The sequence below is a fragment of the Ralstonia sp. TCR112 genome (assembly GCF_007997035.1).
Classification (GTDB): Bacteria; Pseudomonadota; Gammaproteobacteria; order Burkholderiales; family Burkholderiaceae; genus Ralstonia; species Ralstonia edaphi.
This window is the reverse complement of the sequence record NZ_VOSS01000034.1, coordinates 82,848-97,152: the sequence shown is the minus strand read 5'-3', so window position 1 is coordinate 97,152 and position 14,305 is coordinate 82,848. Positions and strand designations below refer to the sequence as shown.

General features: G+C 65.0%; 13 protein-coding genes and 1 pseudogene. 6 read left to right on the top strand and 8 right to left on the bottom strand.

What is annotated here, in order from left to right:
* Positions 1-30 precede the first annotated feature (30 nt).
* The 3 genes from FUT88_RS12215 to FUT88_RS12205 are packed head-to-tail and all read left to right on the top strand — an operon-like array spanning position 31 to position 3,022.
* The gene (locus FUT88_RS12215; RefSeq protein WP_147215413.1) at positions 31-1,788 is read left to right on the top strand and encodes a putative porin; all 1,758 of its coding nucleotides are present in this window, start codon (positions 31-33) and stop codon (positions 1,786-1,788) included.
* An 11-nt stretch (positions 1,789-1,799) separates the two neighbouring features.
* Positions 1,800-2,504 (top strand): hypothetical protein, encoded by a 705-nt coding sequence (locus tag FUT88_RS12210; RefSeq protein WP_147215410.1) that lies wholly within the window; start codon positions 1,800-1,802, stop codon positions 2,502-2,504.
* 32 nt (positions 2,505-2,536) lie between these two features.
* Complete coding sequence (locus FUT88_RS12205) at positions 2,537-3,022, top strand: YbjN domain-containing protein (RefSeq protein WP_147215408.1); 486 nt, start codon at positions 2,537-2,539, stop codon at positions 3,020-3,022.
* A gap of 112 nt (positions 3,023-3,134) precedes the next feature.
* Here FUT88_RS12205 and FUT88_RS12200 read toward each other — a convergent pair whose 3' ends face one another.
* Positions 3,135-4,370, bottom strand: a complete 1,236-nt coding sequence (locus FUT88_RS12200) for a substrate-binding domain-containing protein (RefSeq protein ID WP_186829293.1) — start codon at positions 4,368-4,370, stop codon at positions 3,135-3,137.
* Between the two features lie 508 nt (positions 4,371-4,878).
* On the opposite strand from FUT88_RS12200, the gene FUT88_RS12195 reads away from it, so the two are divergent.
* Together FUT88_RS12195 and gspK are read left to right on the top strand one after the other, a co-directional pair.
* Positions 4,879-5,622 (top strand): hypothetical protein, encoded by a 744-nt coding sequence (locus tag FUT88_RS12195; RefSeq protein ID WP_147215404.1) that lies wholly within the window; start codon positions 4,879-4,881, stop codon positions 5,620-5,622.
* The gene (gene gspK / locus FUT88_RS12190; protein WP_147215402.1) at positions 5,619-6,593 is read left to right on the top strand and encodes a type II secretion system minor pseudopilin GspK; all 975 of its coding nucleotides are present in this window, start codon (positions 5,619-5,621) and stop codon (positions 6,591-6,593) included. The genes FUT88_RS12195 and gspK overlap by 4 nt, the downstream gene beginning before the upstream one ends.
* 9 nt (positions 6,594-6,602) lie before the next feature.
* Here gspK and FUT88_RS12185 read toward each other — a convergent pair whose 3' ends face one another.
* The 6 genes and pseudogenes from FUT88_RS12185 to FUT88_RS12160 form a co-directional block, all read right to left on the bottom strand.
* Entirely contained in the window at positions 6,603-7,226 is a 624-nt protein-coding gene (locus FUT88_RS12185) for a type II secretion system protein J (protein WP_147215397.1), read from the bottom strand.
* Positions 7,226-7,630, bottom strand: a complete 405-nt coding sequence (gspI, locus tag FUT88_RS12180; RefSeq protein ID WP_147215395.1) for a type II secretion system minor pseudopilin GspI — start codon at positions 7,628-7,630, stop codon at positions 7,226-7,228. Before gspI ends, FUT88_RS12185 begins: the two co-directional genes overlap by 1 nt.
* On the bottom strand, positions 7,617-8,123 hold the full coding sequence (locus FUT88_RS12175; RefSeq protein ID WP_147215394.1) for a GspH/FimT family pseudopilin: 507 nt from the start codon (positions 8,121-8,123) through the stop codon (positions 7,617-7,619). Before FUT88_RS12175 ends, gspI begins: the two co-directional genes overlap by 14 nt.
* A 3-nt stretch (positions 8,124-8,126) precedes the next feature.
* A complete protein-coding gene (gspF, locus tag FUT88_RS12170) occupies positions 8,127-9,338 on the bottom strand; it encodes a type II secretion system inner membrane protein GspF (protein WP_147215392.1) in 1,212 nt (403 codons plus the stop codon).
* A 109-nt stretch (positions 9,339-9,447) separates the two neighbouring features.
* Positions 9,448-9,903: a DUF3005 domain-containing protein gene (locus tag FUT88_RS12165; protein ID WP_147215390.1), complete on the bottom strand. Its 456-nt coding sequence runs from the start codon at positions 9,901-9,903 to the stop codon at positions 9,448-9,450.
* Positions 9,904-9,974: 71 nt separating this feature from the next.
* Positions 9,975-11,392 (bottom strand): annotated as a pseudogene (locus tag FUT88_RS12160) (PLP-dependent aminotransferase family protein).
* A gap of 180 nt (positions 11,393-11,572) precedes the next feature.
* Here FUT88_RS12160 and FUT88_RS12155 point away from each other — a divergent pair.
* Positions 11,573-13,099, top strand: a complete 1,527-nt coding sequence (locus FUT88_RS12155) for a M20 family peptidase (protein ID WP_147215388.1) — start codon at positions 11,573-11,575, stop codon at positions 13,097-13,099.
* A 10-nt stretch (positions 13,100-13,109) separates the two neighbouring features.
* On the opposite strand, the gene FUT88_RS12150 is transcribed toward FUT88_RS12155, so the two are convergent.
* Positions 13,110-14,066, bottom strand: coding sequence for a TauD/TfdA dioxygenase family protein (locus FUT88_RS12150; protein ID WP_147215386.1), 957 nt, complete (start codon positions 14,064-14,066; stop codon positions 13,110-13,112).
* Positions 14,067-14,305: the final 239 nt, after the last annotated feature.

Sequence of the window (14,305 nt, the reverse complement as noted above, 5' to 3'; positions counted from 1 at the left end):
TCCAGCATGCAACGCACCTCTTCCAACAACATGGCACTCAACCCAATCACTCATCCCTTCCGCGCTGCGGCGCTGGCCTCGGCGGTCGGTCTGCTGATTGCATCGGGCACCGTACACGCGCAAGCCACCACGGGCGACAGCACAATGGTCAAGCTGATCCGCGGCCTGATCCAGAGCGGTGCGCTCAAGAAAGACGTGGGCGAAGCACTGCTCGCACAGGCCCGCGCAGAGGCCCAAGCCACGCAGCAGCTGCAGCGCCAGGTCGCCGCACAAGCCACGGCGCAACCCACGCAAACCGCGGCCGGCGTCAAGCCTGAGCCCGGCGATGTGCGCGTGCCGTATGTACCGCAGACCGTGCGCGATCAGATTCGTGACGAGGTCAAGACCGAAGTGCTCGCGCAGGCCAAGTCCGAACGCTGGGCCGCGCCGGATTCGATTCCCGCCTGGACGCAGGGCATTCGGGTCGAAGGCGATGTGCGCGTGCGCAATGAGTCCCGATTCCTCTCCAGCCAGAACAGCAACATCGAAATCGACTGGGCAGCCATCAACGCCGGCAGCGGTTTCGACGTCAACACCAACACGAACACCAAGCTGCCGCCGCTGCTCAACACCTCGCAGAACCGGCGCAACCAATGGAAGGTGCGTGCGCGGCTGGGCATCTTCGCGGACATCTCCGAGAGCACGCAGGCCGGTGTGCGGCTGGCATCGGGCAGCGACAACAACCCGGTGTCGACCACGCAGACATTGGGCGGCGGCCTGAGCAAGAAGAACGTGTGGCTCGATCAGGCCTGGATTTCGCACAAGCCGGCAGACTGGGTGACGATCACGGGCGGGCGCTTCGGCAATCCGTTCTGGTCGACCGACACGCTGTTCTCGCAAGACCTGAACTTTGACGGCATTGCCGCCAACTTCAGCAAGACGCTGCGCGGCGATTCGCTCACGCTGTTCGGCACGGTGGGCGTGATCCCGCTCGAGTATTCCGCCGACGGCTTCCCGAGCCGCAGCCAGGACAAGAGCGCCAGCGAGAACAAGTGGCTGTTCGCGGCCCAGGCCGGCGCGGAATGGAAGCTCGACAGCCGCAATACGCTGCGCGGTGCGGTCGCGTATTACAACTTCAACAACGTGGGCGGCCAGGTGTCACAGCCGTGTGCGCTGTATGCCGGCCAGGACAGTTGCAGCACGGATTGGTCCCGCCCCGCGTTTATGCAGAAGGGCAACACGCTGATGCTCCTGCGCAGCATCGCGCTCAATCCGCTCGACCCGGCCAACACGCCGATGCCGCAGTACGTCGGCCTGGCTTCCGAGTTCCACCTGCTGGACCTGAACGCCCGCTGGGACACGAAGGTCATGGGCAACTACGGCTTGCGGCTGGACGGCAACTACATCCGCAACCTGGCTTACGACCCGGACAAGATGTGGAATCGCGCGGGGCCGAACGGCATCGTCAACAACTTCGGCGGCACGGGCGGGACCAGCCGCTCCGACTTCCGCAGCGGCGGCAACGCGTACATGTTCCAGGCGACCTTTGGCAAGCCCGCGCCGACCGCTCGCGGCGATTGGAACATCCTCGCCGGCTACAAGCGCATCGAGGCCGACTCCATGCCCGACGGCTACAACGATTCGACGTTCCACGGCGGCGGCACCAATGCGCGCGGTTACTACTTCGGCGGCTCATATGCGGTGGACAAGAACGCATGGTTTACCGGCCGCTGGATCTCCACGCGTGAAGTCACCGGCCCGCGCCTGTCGATCGACACGTTGCAGCTCGACTTCAACGCCAAGTTCTAAGGGGATTTGCCGTGGACGAGACCCGAATCGCTTCGCGCTTGCGGCTGCCGTTGCTGGCAATGGCTTCGCTGGCGCCCTGCATCGCGCTGGCGCAACAGCCGAGCATGGAGGAGCGCCTGCGTGCGCAGTTACGTGCGACCACCACGCAGCTACAGCAAACACAAGCGCAGCTCGCGCAATTGCAGGCAGCCGGTGGCGGCAACGCACCGGCGTCTGATGCCTCCAAGAAGGAACTGGCCGACCTGCGCGCCCAGCTCGATGCAGAACGTGCCCGCACCCGCCAACTGAGCGAAGGCAGTGCCGCAGCGCATCGCGAAGCGCAGACCGTGGCCGACAAGGCCAACACGCAGATCACGCAACTGCGCGCTGCGTACGAAGAACTTCTGCGCCGCGCCCGCGCCAGCGAAGCCGAGCGGCAGAAGCTGGTCTCCGCATCCGTCACACAGCAAACGGCTTTGCAGCAATGCGAGGCCAAGAACGCCAAGCTCTACGCCGTCGGCCAGGAAGTCCTGAACGCGTATGAATCGATGGACGTGACCACCGTCATCGCCGCCCGCCAGCCGTTCGCCACCAGGTCGCGCGTCAAGTACGAGCAAATCGCGCAGGAGTATGGCGACAAGCTGTACGACGGGCGTTTTGACCCGCGCGCTGTTACGACGCCGGCGCCCGTGTCTGACGCCTCCGCCCCACACGCAGAAGCGCCCAAGGCGCCCTGAGTGTTCCTCTCCTTCCTGTTGGACTTACGCACATGACGACCATGTCCATGCTGACCACGCTTTCCCCCAACGATGTCTCCGACGCCATCAAGGCCGCCGGCGGCGCCGTCAACGCCATCGAGCAGGGCGGCATCACGTACCTCACCAGCGCCAGCCATGGCATCAGCTTCCAGATTCTGTGGGGCAACGCCATCGAACCGGGCCACTATGCGGACCTCACGCTGAGCTGCCCGCTGCGCGTGCAGGGCGGTACGTTGCCCGAAGGTTTGATTGCCGATTGGCACCGCTCGCGACGCTTTGCGCGTTTGGCGCAGCATGGCGATTTCGTGGTGCTGGAGATGGACGTAATCGCTGCCGGTGGCATCTCCACCGAGCACCTCGTCACGCAGATCCGACTGTGGATGCAGATGATGGGCGAGTTTTTCGTGTATCTGCGCAACTACCGTGATGAGCCGGCAACGCAGACCACTGCATTGGATGCCGTCGCCGCACAGCCTTCGGAAGCCGTTGTGCAGTAACGCGGCTAGTCGTTCTGCTTGGATGCTGCATTGGCATCACCATGAAAAAGGCCCGGCATTGCCGGGCCCAAACCTCATGACAGCGGCGAACCGGTGCCCGTGTCGCTATCGATTAACGACCAGCCTTGCCTGCGCAAGCCGTGGTGTTGCCGATGTTGACGTTCTTGCCGTTCACGTTGTTGAGCAGGTTGTCACGAATCAGGCTGACCAGAGCGCTCGGCAGTTGGGCAAAACCGTTGCCAAGGATGCGGCCGGCATTGCTGTTCGTGCCCGAGTACGTGGTGTGACGATCCAGGAACGTCTGGATCTTGTTCAGCACTGTGGCGTCGGAGTAGCACTGAACGTGGTCCAGGTAGGTCAGGCCGGCGATCGGGTAGCCGGTTGCCGGGTTGGCAACGGTCAATGCCCAGGTGTTCGGATCAGCCAGGTTGGACGACAGCGTCGGCAGCGTGAGGTTGCTCAGGGCCGTGGTGGCATTGGCAGAGCTGGGGGTGTACGTCACGCCGTTGTTGCTGTTCACCAGGCTGGCAGCCGTCAGGTTTTGCGTCGCAACGGTCGACAGCGGAGCCAGGGTCTTGTTGATGTAGTCCGGGCTCAGGTAGCCGATGGCGTTGCCTGCGCCAACACCGTCACGCACGCCGGCGCTCAGGTTGCCGCCGACGAAGTTCGACGGCACCACGCCACCCGGGAAGCTGTCGGTGAACTTCGTGCTCGTCACGAAGGCCACGTTGGAATTGCCCGTAGCACCCGTCGTGCAAACGGCATTCAGGTGACGCGTGAAGATTTCCGACGTGCCGCTGCCATCCGAACGGTACACAACGGTGATCGGGCCCGAAACAGCACCGCCCGTGATCGCGCTCCAGTCGGTGATCTTGCCGGAGAACACGCCGCACAGCTGGTTGTCGTTCAGCGTCAGCGTCGACAGGCCGGTCTTCTTGAACGGAATGCCAACCGCCGTACCCACCGACGGGATTTGCACCAGGGCGCCGTCCGTGCCGGCGCGCGGCGAGAAGGCGCTGATGTCCGAAGCGCTCAGGACCGAGTCGCTGCCGGCGTAGTGCACGGTCGTGTCGGTGCGGGGCGTGACGTAGGCAGCGTTGAACGCAGCCGGGTTGTTGGTGGTCAGCGCGGTCTTGCCACCGCCGCTACCCGTCACGGCGTAGATGTGGTTCGGGCCGAACACGGCGATTTCCGAGCTGTACAGAAACTCGGGCAGCGACGCGCCACCACCCACGACGACCGGCGATGCCGGGCTCGGGTTCGGTTGCGTACCGGCAAATGCCACGGCGGCCGAGCCCATGGCCAGTGCGGCGCAGGCGGCTTGAATCATGACTTGCTTCAGCTTCATGGAGTGCTCCAGAGGAATGGGTATCAGCAAATACAAGTGTTGTTGTTTGCCGATGCGCATTCATACGGTGCATCCATGCGTTGATTCACATCGGCATGCAAAGTATTGATGCCGCGCATGAATCAGGCGGGATAAGCAGATGAAGAAACGATGGAGCCGGCTCATGCGCCTTGGTCATGAGATCGGGCGAAAAAGAAAGCCGAAAACTAGATGCGTTATGCGGGTTTGCGGGGCGGCGTTCGTCAATTAGAGGCGAACGGTACGTTTGAGTTTCAGGCGTGACGGACGCATGGCATTGCGCCATGCATGCATGCGGAATGCAATCCAAACAATTGAATTGCACGACTGCATTCTGATTGAAATTCAATTGAATACAAGCATGGCGTGGTTAGCCAGGGATGCGTGTTGCTTTTCGATCCTGTTCCAAAGCAGAGCGGGGCATTTTGCATCATGCAAAGCCTTACAGGAAGGGGAGCGCTGCGGAGTCATTCAACCATGAGGTCCATTCATGAATCTGGCTTTGCATCCGACCGAAGAACGCATGTTGACGGTAGCGATGTATCTCGAGGAGTTTGGTCATCTGGCAAGGGCAGAACACGTGCCCCGCGCGCGTTGCCCCATCTGCCACGGGGCGCTGTATGTGATTGGCTCGAAGAGCGACAAGCTCAAGCCGCGCTTCAGCCATATCAGCGGCGAGCGGCTGCGCTGCCCGCTGGTGCGCAATGGTGAGGCGCCCTCCGACATCACCGTCGCGCAGCAGGCCGATATCGCGCTCGCGCAGCGCAACCGCGAGCGCTTCCTTTCGCAATGGCAGTGGCACTTCGCGTTCATGAAGCGGCCGCAGCATGCGCCTTCGCTGTCCATTGCGCGCTTCATTGCGTTACTGGACTACGCGACGCTGCGCAACCTCTGGGCGTACGAAGCACTGCAGCCCGCGAGCGTGCCGTACATCTTGTTGTCGTATGCCGGTTTCATTTTGGCGGGGCGGCAGCGCGGTGGGCGCTGGCTGCATTTCTGGTTCGATTCTTCGGTGCGCGACGTGCATGACCTGCATGTGCCGCGCGCATCGCCGCCGCGCTTCTTTCGCGCGCACTACGCCCACCCGCGCGCAACGCTGCTGCCATCACAACAGCATCTGTTCCATATGGAGGAGGTGAGCTTGTCGCAGTCTTATCTGGAGGACACGCAGCCCGCCGTAAGCGCGGATGACGTGGGTGCATTCTGGGCCTACCTGCGGCGGAGCGAGGCATGACGCGCGCATCGCAGCAGCGCGGCGCAGCGGTGGTCACCGCGCTGCTGGTCGTGGCCATGGCGGTCACGCTCGTGGCGACGATGTTTGCCGGCCAGCGCGCCGCCATTCGCACGGTGGAAGCGCAGCGTCTGCGCACCAATAGCGTCTGGATGCAGCGTGCGTCAGTTGAATGGGCGCGCCTGCTGTTGCGCGAGAACGCCCGCACCACGCCGGCCGATCATCTTGGCCAGCGCTGGGCGTTGCCCGTGCATGACCTGCCTGTGGCGACCGTACTGGGAAAGACGGCAGTGCAGACTTTCAACGCTGTGAACGACATGCGCGTCGACGGCACCATCGAAGATGCGCAGGCACGCTTCAACCTCAACACGCTCGTGACGGCGGCCGAAGGCGGCAAGCCACCGGGCATCCGGCCCGAGGGTGTGCGCGTGTATCAGCAGTTGCTCACCAGGGCCGATCTCGATCCGTCCCTGGCAATGCTGACGGCGACGGCCATCCTGCGCGGTTTGGATGCGAGGACATCCTCGGCGTTGCCCTTGGAGCAGCCCGAAGACCTGCTGCGCATTCCCGGCTATTCCCCCGACGGCGTTCGCAAGCTGGCGCCATACGTGGTCGTGTTGCCCGAGCCCACGTCGATCAATCCAAACACGGCGGCGCCCGAGGTGCTTCAGGCGGCCATCCAGGGTTTGTCGCCGGGGCAGGCAGCGGCGCTGGTGTCGAGCCGCGAGCGTGCGTGGTTTCGTGATGCGGCCGATCTGACCAATCGGCTGAAAGCCATTGCGCCGGCATTGCCCGAGCAGCAAGACGTCTTGCTAGAGACGCGCAGCCGCTACTTCATCGCACACAGCCGATTGCGCAACGGGCGCGCGACGCGCTTGCTCGACGCGTTGATCCTGCGCGAAGGCATCGGTGAGCGGTATCGCACAACGGTGCTGTGGGTGCGGGAGCCTGCCATGCCCGGCATCGACGGCTAAGGCTCTGCGTCAAAGGTCTGGCAGCACCACCTTGGTATAGGACGCATTGCTCACCGTGATGGTCACTTCGAGCCCGGTCACGGTGTTCGGTGACATGCGCCGCAGCATGCCCGGTACGGCGGCCAGAGACGCCGGTTGCGATGCATCCGGCGGGGAGGCGAGCCAACCCTGCCTGGACCAGCCACGCACCTGCAGCGCCGAAGTGTGCTCGACCAGCACCAGCCGTTCCGGCAGCACCTCCTTGATGGCGTCGCGCGCAGCGCCACGGGCATTGAGCGGCGCGGAAGTTTCGCGCACCAGCGCATCCCCTTCAAGGCGATACCGGACAACCTGCCAGCGCGTGGGCTGTGTGGCCTCGCGCAGCCATCGCACGATACGCAGGTCGCCCCCGCCAAACGCGACTGCGGGTTCGCCAAGGTCATCGTCTCGTACGGCCTCGCCAAAATCCGTATCGAGCTGCTCGAAGAGCTGATCGATGGCGCGCGTCTCCTGCAGGTTGTCTGCCAGTGCGTGCTGGCCGCGGATGATGCCGTCCAGCGAGCGCCACGAGATCAACGCAATGATCGCGAGGATGGTGATGGCGATCACCATTTCGATGAGCGTGAAGCCGCGGGGCGAACGCGCGCGCCGCATCACAGGGCCGGACTGGCGGGGGCAGTGAGCACGGTGGCGACCTGCGCCAGGCGCACGCGTGTGTCGATGCCCTCATCAGCGCGATAGACCGACACGACGACGAGGTGGAACGCGGGGTTCTCCAGCGTGATCATGGTGTCTTCACAGACGAGCGCGATGCGCCCCTGACTGCATTGCGTGCGCTGCAGGCCGGGCGGCGGCAACACGCCCATCAGTCGCATGCGCGCAAGATGATTGGTGGCACTCCACTGCGCCAGCGTGCGTTCACGCATGCCGGCGCTCGAATCGGCCAGCATGCCGGTCGCCCGCAGGCAGGCGCCCAATGCGACGGCGACGATCACAAGCGCCACCAGCACCTCAAGCAGCGTGAACCCATTGCCGCCGCGTGCGCTACTGCACGACATAGCGCCCGGGCCCCGTGGTGACGATATCGACCTGGGCATCGTCGCGCGTGAGGCGAATCGTGATGGCGGGCTCGATGGCTTCACGACCGAACAGCACCCGCACGGTGCCGGACTGCGGCGCGCGCCCCGCCTGCATGAACGACAGCGCCGACAGCGGCTCGCGCCACGCGCCACCGCGCAGTACATCGTCCTGCAGCGGCTGCCAGGTATCACGTTCGCGCACGAGGAAGCGGTAGCCCTGCGGTGTCGCCTCCCAGACGATGGGCTGCGCGCGCAGGCGTGCCTCGTCGCGGGCGGCGTACAGAAGGAAGACGAGCTGCTGGGCCTGCTGCTCCAGGACATTGCGCTTGCTCGGCTGCGCGTTGACGACCACTGCACCCATCACGATGCCGATGATGACGACCACCACCAGCATCTCCAGCAGCGTGAAAGCACGAGAGCGGTCACGGCCGCGGATACGGATACGGATACGGATACGGGGCCACAGGCTCATGTTTCAGCGCACCATCTGGTTGATGTCGAGAATCGGCATCAGCACCGCCAGCACGATCAGCAGCACCATCACGCCCATGCTCAGGATGAGCGCCGGCTCCAGCAGGCTCGTGATGAACAGGGTGCGGCGCTCAAGCTCGCGCGTTTCGCCTTCGGCGGCACGGTCGAGCATGGGCGCGAGGTTGCCGGTGGATTCGCCCGAGCGGATGAGATGCACCAGCACCGGCGGAAACCGGTTGGCCTGGGCCAGCGCACGCGAGAGCGAGGTGCCTTCACGGACACGGCTGATGGCGTCTTCTACGTTATGGCGCAGGACGACGTTGTTCAGCGTTTCTCCCGCCGCCTGCAGCGCGCGCAGGATCGGCACCCCCGCGCTGATGAGGATGGCGAGCGTGCTGGCAAAGCGCGCGGTGTTGTAGCCCCGCACGAGCCGCCCGACCAGCGGCGCGCCCAGCAGCCAGCCATGCCATGCCCGCTGAGGGCCGGGTCTCTTCAGCAGCCGCTTAATGCTCACCACCACGCCGGCGGCAAAGAGCGCCGCAAGCCAGCCCCAGTCCCGCGCAAAGTCGCTGCACGCGAGCATGACGACGGTTAGCGTCGGCAACTTCTGCTTGGTCGTCGTAAACACGCCCACCACCTGCGGCACGACATAAGTCAGCAGGAAGACCACGATGCCGAATGCCACGACGGTCACGACGGCAGGGTAGGTGAAGGCCAGCTTGATCTTTTGCGTGAGGGCGTTGCGGCCTTCGATGTAGTCGGCCAGACGTGCGAGCACCACGTGCAGCTTCCCCGTGTGTTCGCCTGCGGAAACGAGGGCGCGGTAGATGTCGGGAAAGTCGCGCGGGTGCCGCGCCAATGCGCCGGAAAGCGACTGGCCGCCGACCACCTCCGAACGCAGCGTGCTGACCAAGTCGCGCACATAGTCGCGTTCGGCTTCAGCGGCGAGCGCGGAGAGCGCTTCGTCCAGCGGCAGGCCGGCCGTCAGCAGACTGGCGAGCTGCCGCGTGAACAGCGCCTGTTCTGTCGTGCCCAGCCGCTGGCCCAACAGCCCGAGGCGGCCGCCCGCGGCGCGCTCCGCCACCGCCGATACGTCGATCGGAGTCATGCCCCGCGAGCGCAGCAGCGTGCGCGCCCCGCGGCTGCCGTCCGCGTCGATGACGCCACGGCGAAGTTGTCCGGCCGGCGTAACGGCCTCGTAACGGAAGGTCGGCATGAGCTTGAACGAGCGATTGCGGGTTCATCAGCAAAGCCGGACCGACTTTAGGGCAGAAAGATGGCGCCTCGGTGTGGGAAAGTTTGCACGGACGTGTCAACGCCCCATGCTAAGGCTGCTCGTCGTCTTCCAATGAAAACCGCTGTGCCGCCCGCGTGCCGTTGCGGGCGGTTTCATCGACCACGCCCCGCATGACCACGTGCTGGCCGGGCTGCGTCGCAATGGTCGGTTGGCCCTGGCTGGGCCGGCTGTCGATCCCGGCGATGGGCGCTGCGGGGTCGGGTTCGGGGCGGCTGTTGTCGAGCGACGCGTTGGAGTAGATGACGTTGTCTTGCCACTGTGACGCGCTCTTCGCAGCCTCCAGCCCCTTGCCGTCTGTATCGACGGTGTTGTCAGTCGCTTCGGCGCCTGCGGCGTCGACGGAAAGGATGCGGCGGGAGGCGCGCGCAAGCGGGTCGTTGCGCGGCGAATCGGGTGGCGGTTGCGTCAGCTTGGCGCCTTCGGGCCGGCGCGTCACGGGTTCTTCGGGCTGGGGCTGCGCTTCGTTGTATTCGGCGTTGTGCATGATCGGGCTCCTGCGCCGCTGCATGCGGCATGAACCTCGACAGCGCCGCAACGTGCGTGCCCGGCCTTGCGTCAGGCGCGCTTGCGGCCAGGCCGGCGCCCGGCTTCTTGCAGGAACGCCACCGCACGCGGCTCCGTCGCATAGGCGCTGTTGATGCGCACCCACGGCGAGACCTCGAGGTTCGGCCGGAAGTAATGCCCGGGGGCGAGCGTCACGCCATGCTTTTCCGCGGTGGCCGCCAGATCGCGCGAATCGTCCACATGGGGCACGCGCGCCCACAGGAAGTTGCCGCCCGACGGATGATGAAAGACCTCCCAGCCTGCATCGGCCAACACATCCAGCGACGCGATGACGGAGTCACCCGCGCGCTGGCGCAGCCGTTCCACATATTTGCGATAGGCGCCGCGTTCCAGCAACGTGCTGACGACGGCCTCGGCAAAGCGCGAGCCGCCCACGCTGGTCAGCATCTTCACGTTGGTCAGGTCATGCACCAGCTCGCGCTTGGCAATCAGATAACCCACCGGCAGCGATGCCGACACGGTCTTGGAAAACCCGCCCACATAGATCACATGATCGAGCTGGTCCAGCGTGGCAAGCCGTGCGGTCGGATCGGCCTGGAGGTCGGCAAAGATGTCGTCTTCGAGAAACGTGAAACCGTGGCGCCGCGCCAGTTCAAGCAGGCGGAACGCCACTGGCGGAGACACGACCGAACCCGTGGGATTCTGCAGCACGCTGTTGATGAAGAACAGCTTGGGCCGGTGCTCGCGCAGCATCGCTTCCGTGACTTCCACGTCGGGCCCGTCGCTGCGGCGCGGAATGCCGACCAGCTTCACGCCGTGCAGCCGCAGCAGCCCGAACACGGTGTAGTAGCCCGGGTCTTCCACAAAGACCGTGTCGCCGGGTTTGAGCAGGTGCCGCATCACCAGGTCGATGGCCTGGCTCGTGCCGGCGGTGATCAGCACATTGGACTGCTCGGCCTGGATGCCGAGCTGGCGCGCACGCATCATGACCTGATGACGCAGCGCGGTGTTGCCGAGCGGCGAGGAATAGTCGATCACCGCGTGCGTGTCAGTGCGCGACACCTGGCGGATGGCCTGCGTGAGGCCATCGACATCGCGCCAGTCGGCTGGTACGAACCCGCCGCCCAGCTTGAGCATGCCGTCGGGGTAGCTGAACTGCTCGAAGATGTGTTTGGACTCGGCCTCCGCCCGGCGCGGGTCGGACCAGCCGCGCCCGTCTCGCCCCGTCAGGTTGCTCTCGGCCACGTAGAAACCGGAGCCGTGGCGCGAGTCCAGCAGCCCCAGCGAGACCAGCCGGTCATACGCCTCGATCACGGGGAAGCGGCTGATGCCGTAGTCCGCCGCCAGTTGCCGATCGACGGCAGCTTGGCGCCGGGGCGCACGTCATTGCCGCCGATCCATGCCTGCACGCCGGCCACGATCTGGTCGGAGATGGGAACGCGGGTGGCGGGGTCGATCTGGAGTTTCATGGCGCAGACGGGAGCAGAGCGTGAAAGCTACGGGACAGTCGGGAAAGACTGTTCACAACTGTTCAGCGCATTGTAATCCTGGGAAACCCAGCCCTCCGGCAAGTGGCGAATGCACCGAGTTGCAGTGATACTTGCGTTCCAGGTTCAACAACTGCGCATACCGAAGGAGAGGGGAGACGAATGAAGGCTTCGTTCAAGCGACGTAATGGGATGGCAGGCCGCGTTGTCGGCCGCTTGTTGTTGGCGGTTGCCGCCGTCGTGCTGGCACTGGCCGCAGCCGTCGCCGTCAACACGTGGCGGCACAGCTCGCGCCAACTGGATGTGCCCGCCGTTACGCCGGTTGCGGTGGACGGCCCGGCGGCCGCCGCGCACCTGGCCGAAGCCGTGCGCGCGCGCACCGTGTCGAGCGCCACCGATGCGCAGTTGAATGCCGACCAGTTCCGCCAGCTGCACGCCATGCTGGAGGCCCGCTATCCGAAGGCGCACGCCGTGCTGCAGCGCGAGCAGGTGGGCGACTTTGCGCTGCTCTACACCTGGAAGGGTTCCGACCCGTCGCTGAAGCCCATCATGCTGATGGCGCACCAAGATGTCGTGCCGATCGCCCCGGGCACCGAAGGGGACTGGGCCCAGCCGCCGTTCGACGGCGTAGTGAAAGACGGCATGGTCTGGGGCCGCGGCGCGTGGGACGACAAGGGCAACCTGATCTCGCAGATGGAGGCCATCGAGCTGCTGGCCGCCAGCGGCTTCAAGCCGCGCCGCACCATCCACCTGGCCTTTGGTGCCGACGAGGAAGTGGGCGGCGATCGCGGCGCCAAGCAGATCGCCTCACTGCTCAAATCGCGCGGCGAGCGTCTCGACTTCGTGATCGACGAAGGGCTGCTGATTACCGAAGGCGTGCTGCCGGGGCTCACCAAACCGGCGGCGCTGATTGGCGTGGCGGAGAAGGGCTTTCTTTCCGTGCAACTCAAGGTGGGGGCCACGCCGGGGCATTCGTCGATGCCGCCGCCGCACGGGCAGAGCGCCATCGCCATGATGAGCGCCACGCTCAAGCGGCTGGATGACGATCAGTTGCCCGCCGGCATTCGCGGTGTTGCGCAGGAGATGTTTGCAACACTGGCGCCCGAGATGCAGGGTTTCAGCCGCGTGGCACTGTCCAACCTGTGGCTGTTCGGGCCACTGGTACAGAAGCAACTGGAGGCGTCAGGCAGTTCCAACGCCATGCTGCGCACCACCACCGCGCTGACCATCGTGCAGGCCGGCAACAAGGACAACGTGCTGCCCGGCCGCGCCGAGGCCACGGTCAACTTCCGCCTGCTGCCCGGCGACACCATCGCCTCCGTCACCGCGCACGTGGAAGACGCCGCCAAGGCGGCCGCGCCCAAAGGCAAGTTCGAGCTGACCCGGCTGCCGGGTTCCAGCGAAGCCTCGCCGGTGTCGCCCACACAGTCGGCGTCATATCAGTTGATCAACAAGACGGTGCGCGAGCTGTTCCCGGGCACCGTCGTGGCGCCCGGGCTGATGATCGGTGCGACGGATTCGCGCCACATGATCGAGATTGCCGACCACGTGTATCGGTTTTCGCCGGTGCGCGCCAAGCCGGAAGACCTGCCGCGCTTTCACGGCACCAACGAGCGGATCACCGAGGCCAACCTGGTGGAGCTGATCCGGTTCTACCACCGGTTGGTGCAGCAGGCGGCCGGGGCTTGATATCAGTGGGTCAGTGGGCGTTGGCCACGAGCGTGTCGATGTGCGCGTCGTTGGTGGCTTCGGGGCGGCGCAGTTGCGTGCTGCGGCTGCCGTCCACTGAGATGGCCGTGTCGCCGTGCACGGTCACGCGGCGTACCAGGCGCGGCTGGTTGCCGTAATCGTTGATGGCGTAGTGCTGCGTGGCGCGGTTGTCCCAGATGGCGACGTCGTGCTGGCGCCATTGCCAGCGTACGGTGTTGTCCAGCCGTGTCACGCGGTTCTGCAGCAGTTCGAACAGCCGCGTCGATTCGCTGCCCGTCAAGCCCGTGAAGCGTTTGACGAAATGCCCGAGCAGCAGGGCGCGCTCGCTGGTCTCGGGGTGGACGTGTACCACCGGGTGCGAGGCTTCATATACCGAGGCGGTAAACACATCGCGGTGGTGCCGCAGGCGTGCGCTGTCGATCTGCGTGCGTTCGGCACCGTAGTCGTAATCGTTGGTGTGCACGGCCCACAGCTGCTCGGCAAGCTGCTTGAGCGGGTCGGGCAATTGTTCGTAGGCGCGGGCGGTGTTGGCCCAGACCGTGTCGCCGCCGTAAGCCGGAATCGTCACCGCGCGCAGGATCGAGACCTTCGGAAACGCATCGAGAAACGTCACGTCGGTGTGCCACGAGTCGGCACGGCCGCCGCCCTTCGACGCGTCGAGTTCAAACAGCTGCGTGCCGGTGGGCGCCGGCACGGTCGGATGGGCAACGATGCGGCCGAAGCGCTTGCCGAAGGCCTGGTGCCGGTCATCGTCCAACTGCTGCTGGTCGCGAAAGAACAACACCTTGTACTTGAGCAGCGCCGCATACAGGCTCGCGAACGTGTCTTCCGCCAAGTCGGCGCCGAGCTTGAGGTCGAGCACCTCTCCGCCGATATGTCCGGCCACGCGGCGTACGCGCAGGGTGCCGAACGTGGTGTCGATGGCGGCGTTGTGATCGTCTGGCATGGCGGCTCCGGCAAAAGATTGCGATGGACCATGCTAGCCAGCCCGCGCCCGGCCGAGAACGAACGGTTTGACATATCCAAATGCAGTTCTGTCGGCCATGCCGATGAACTGTTCGCGAAAGATGCTGAACAGTTCAGCCAAACTGTTCGCAACTGTTCATGTCAACGGCTCGAATGGCCGCGCAAGATGGAACCGTGCCGATCCGCAGTCCCCATAACAATCCACCACGAACCCCGGCA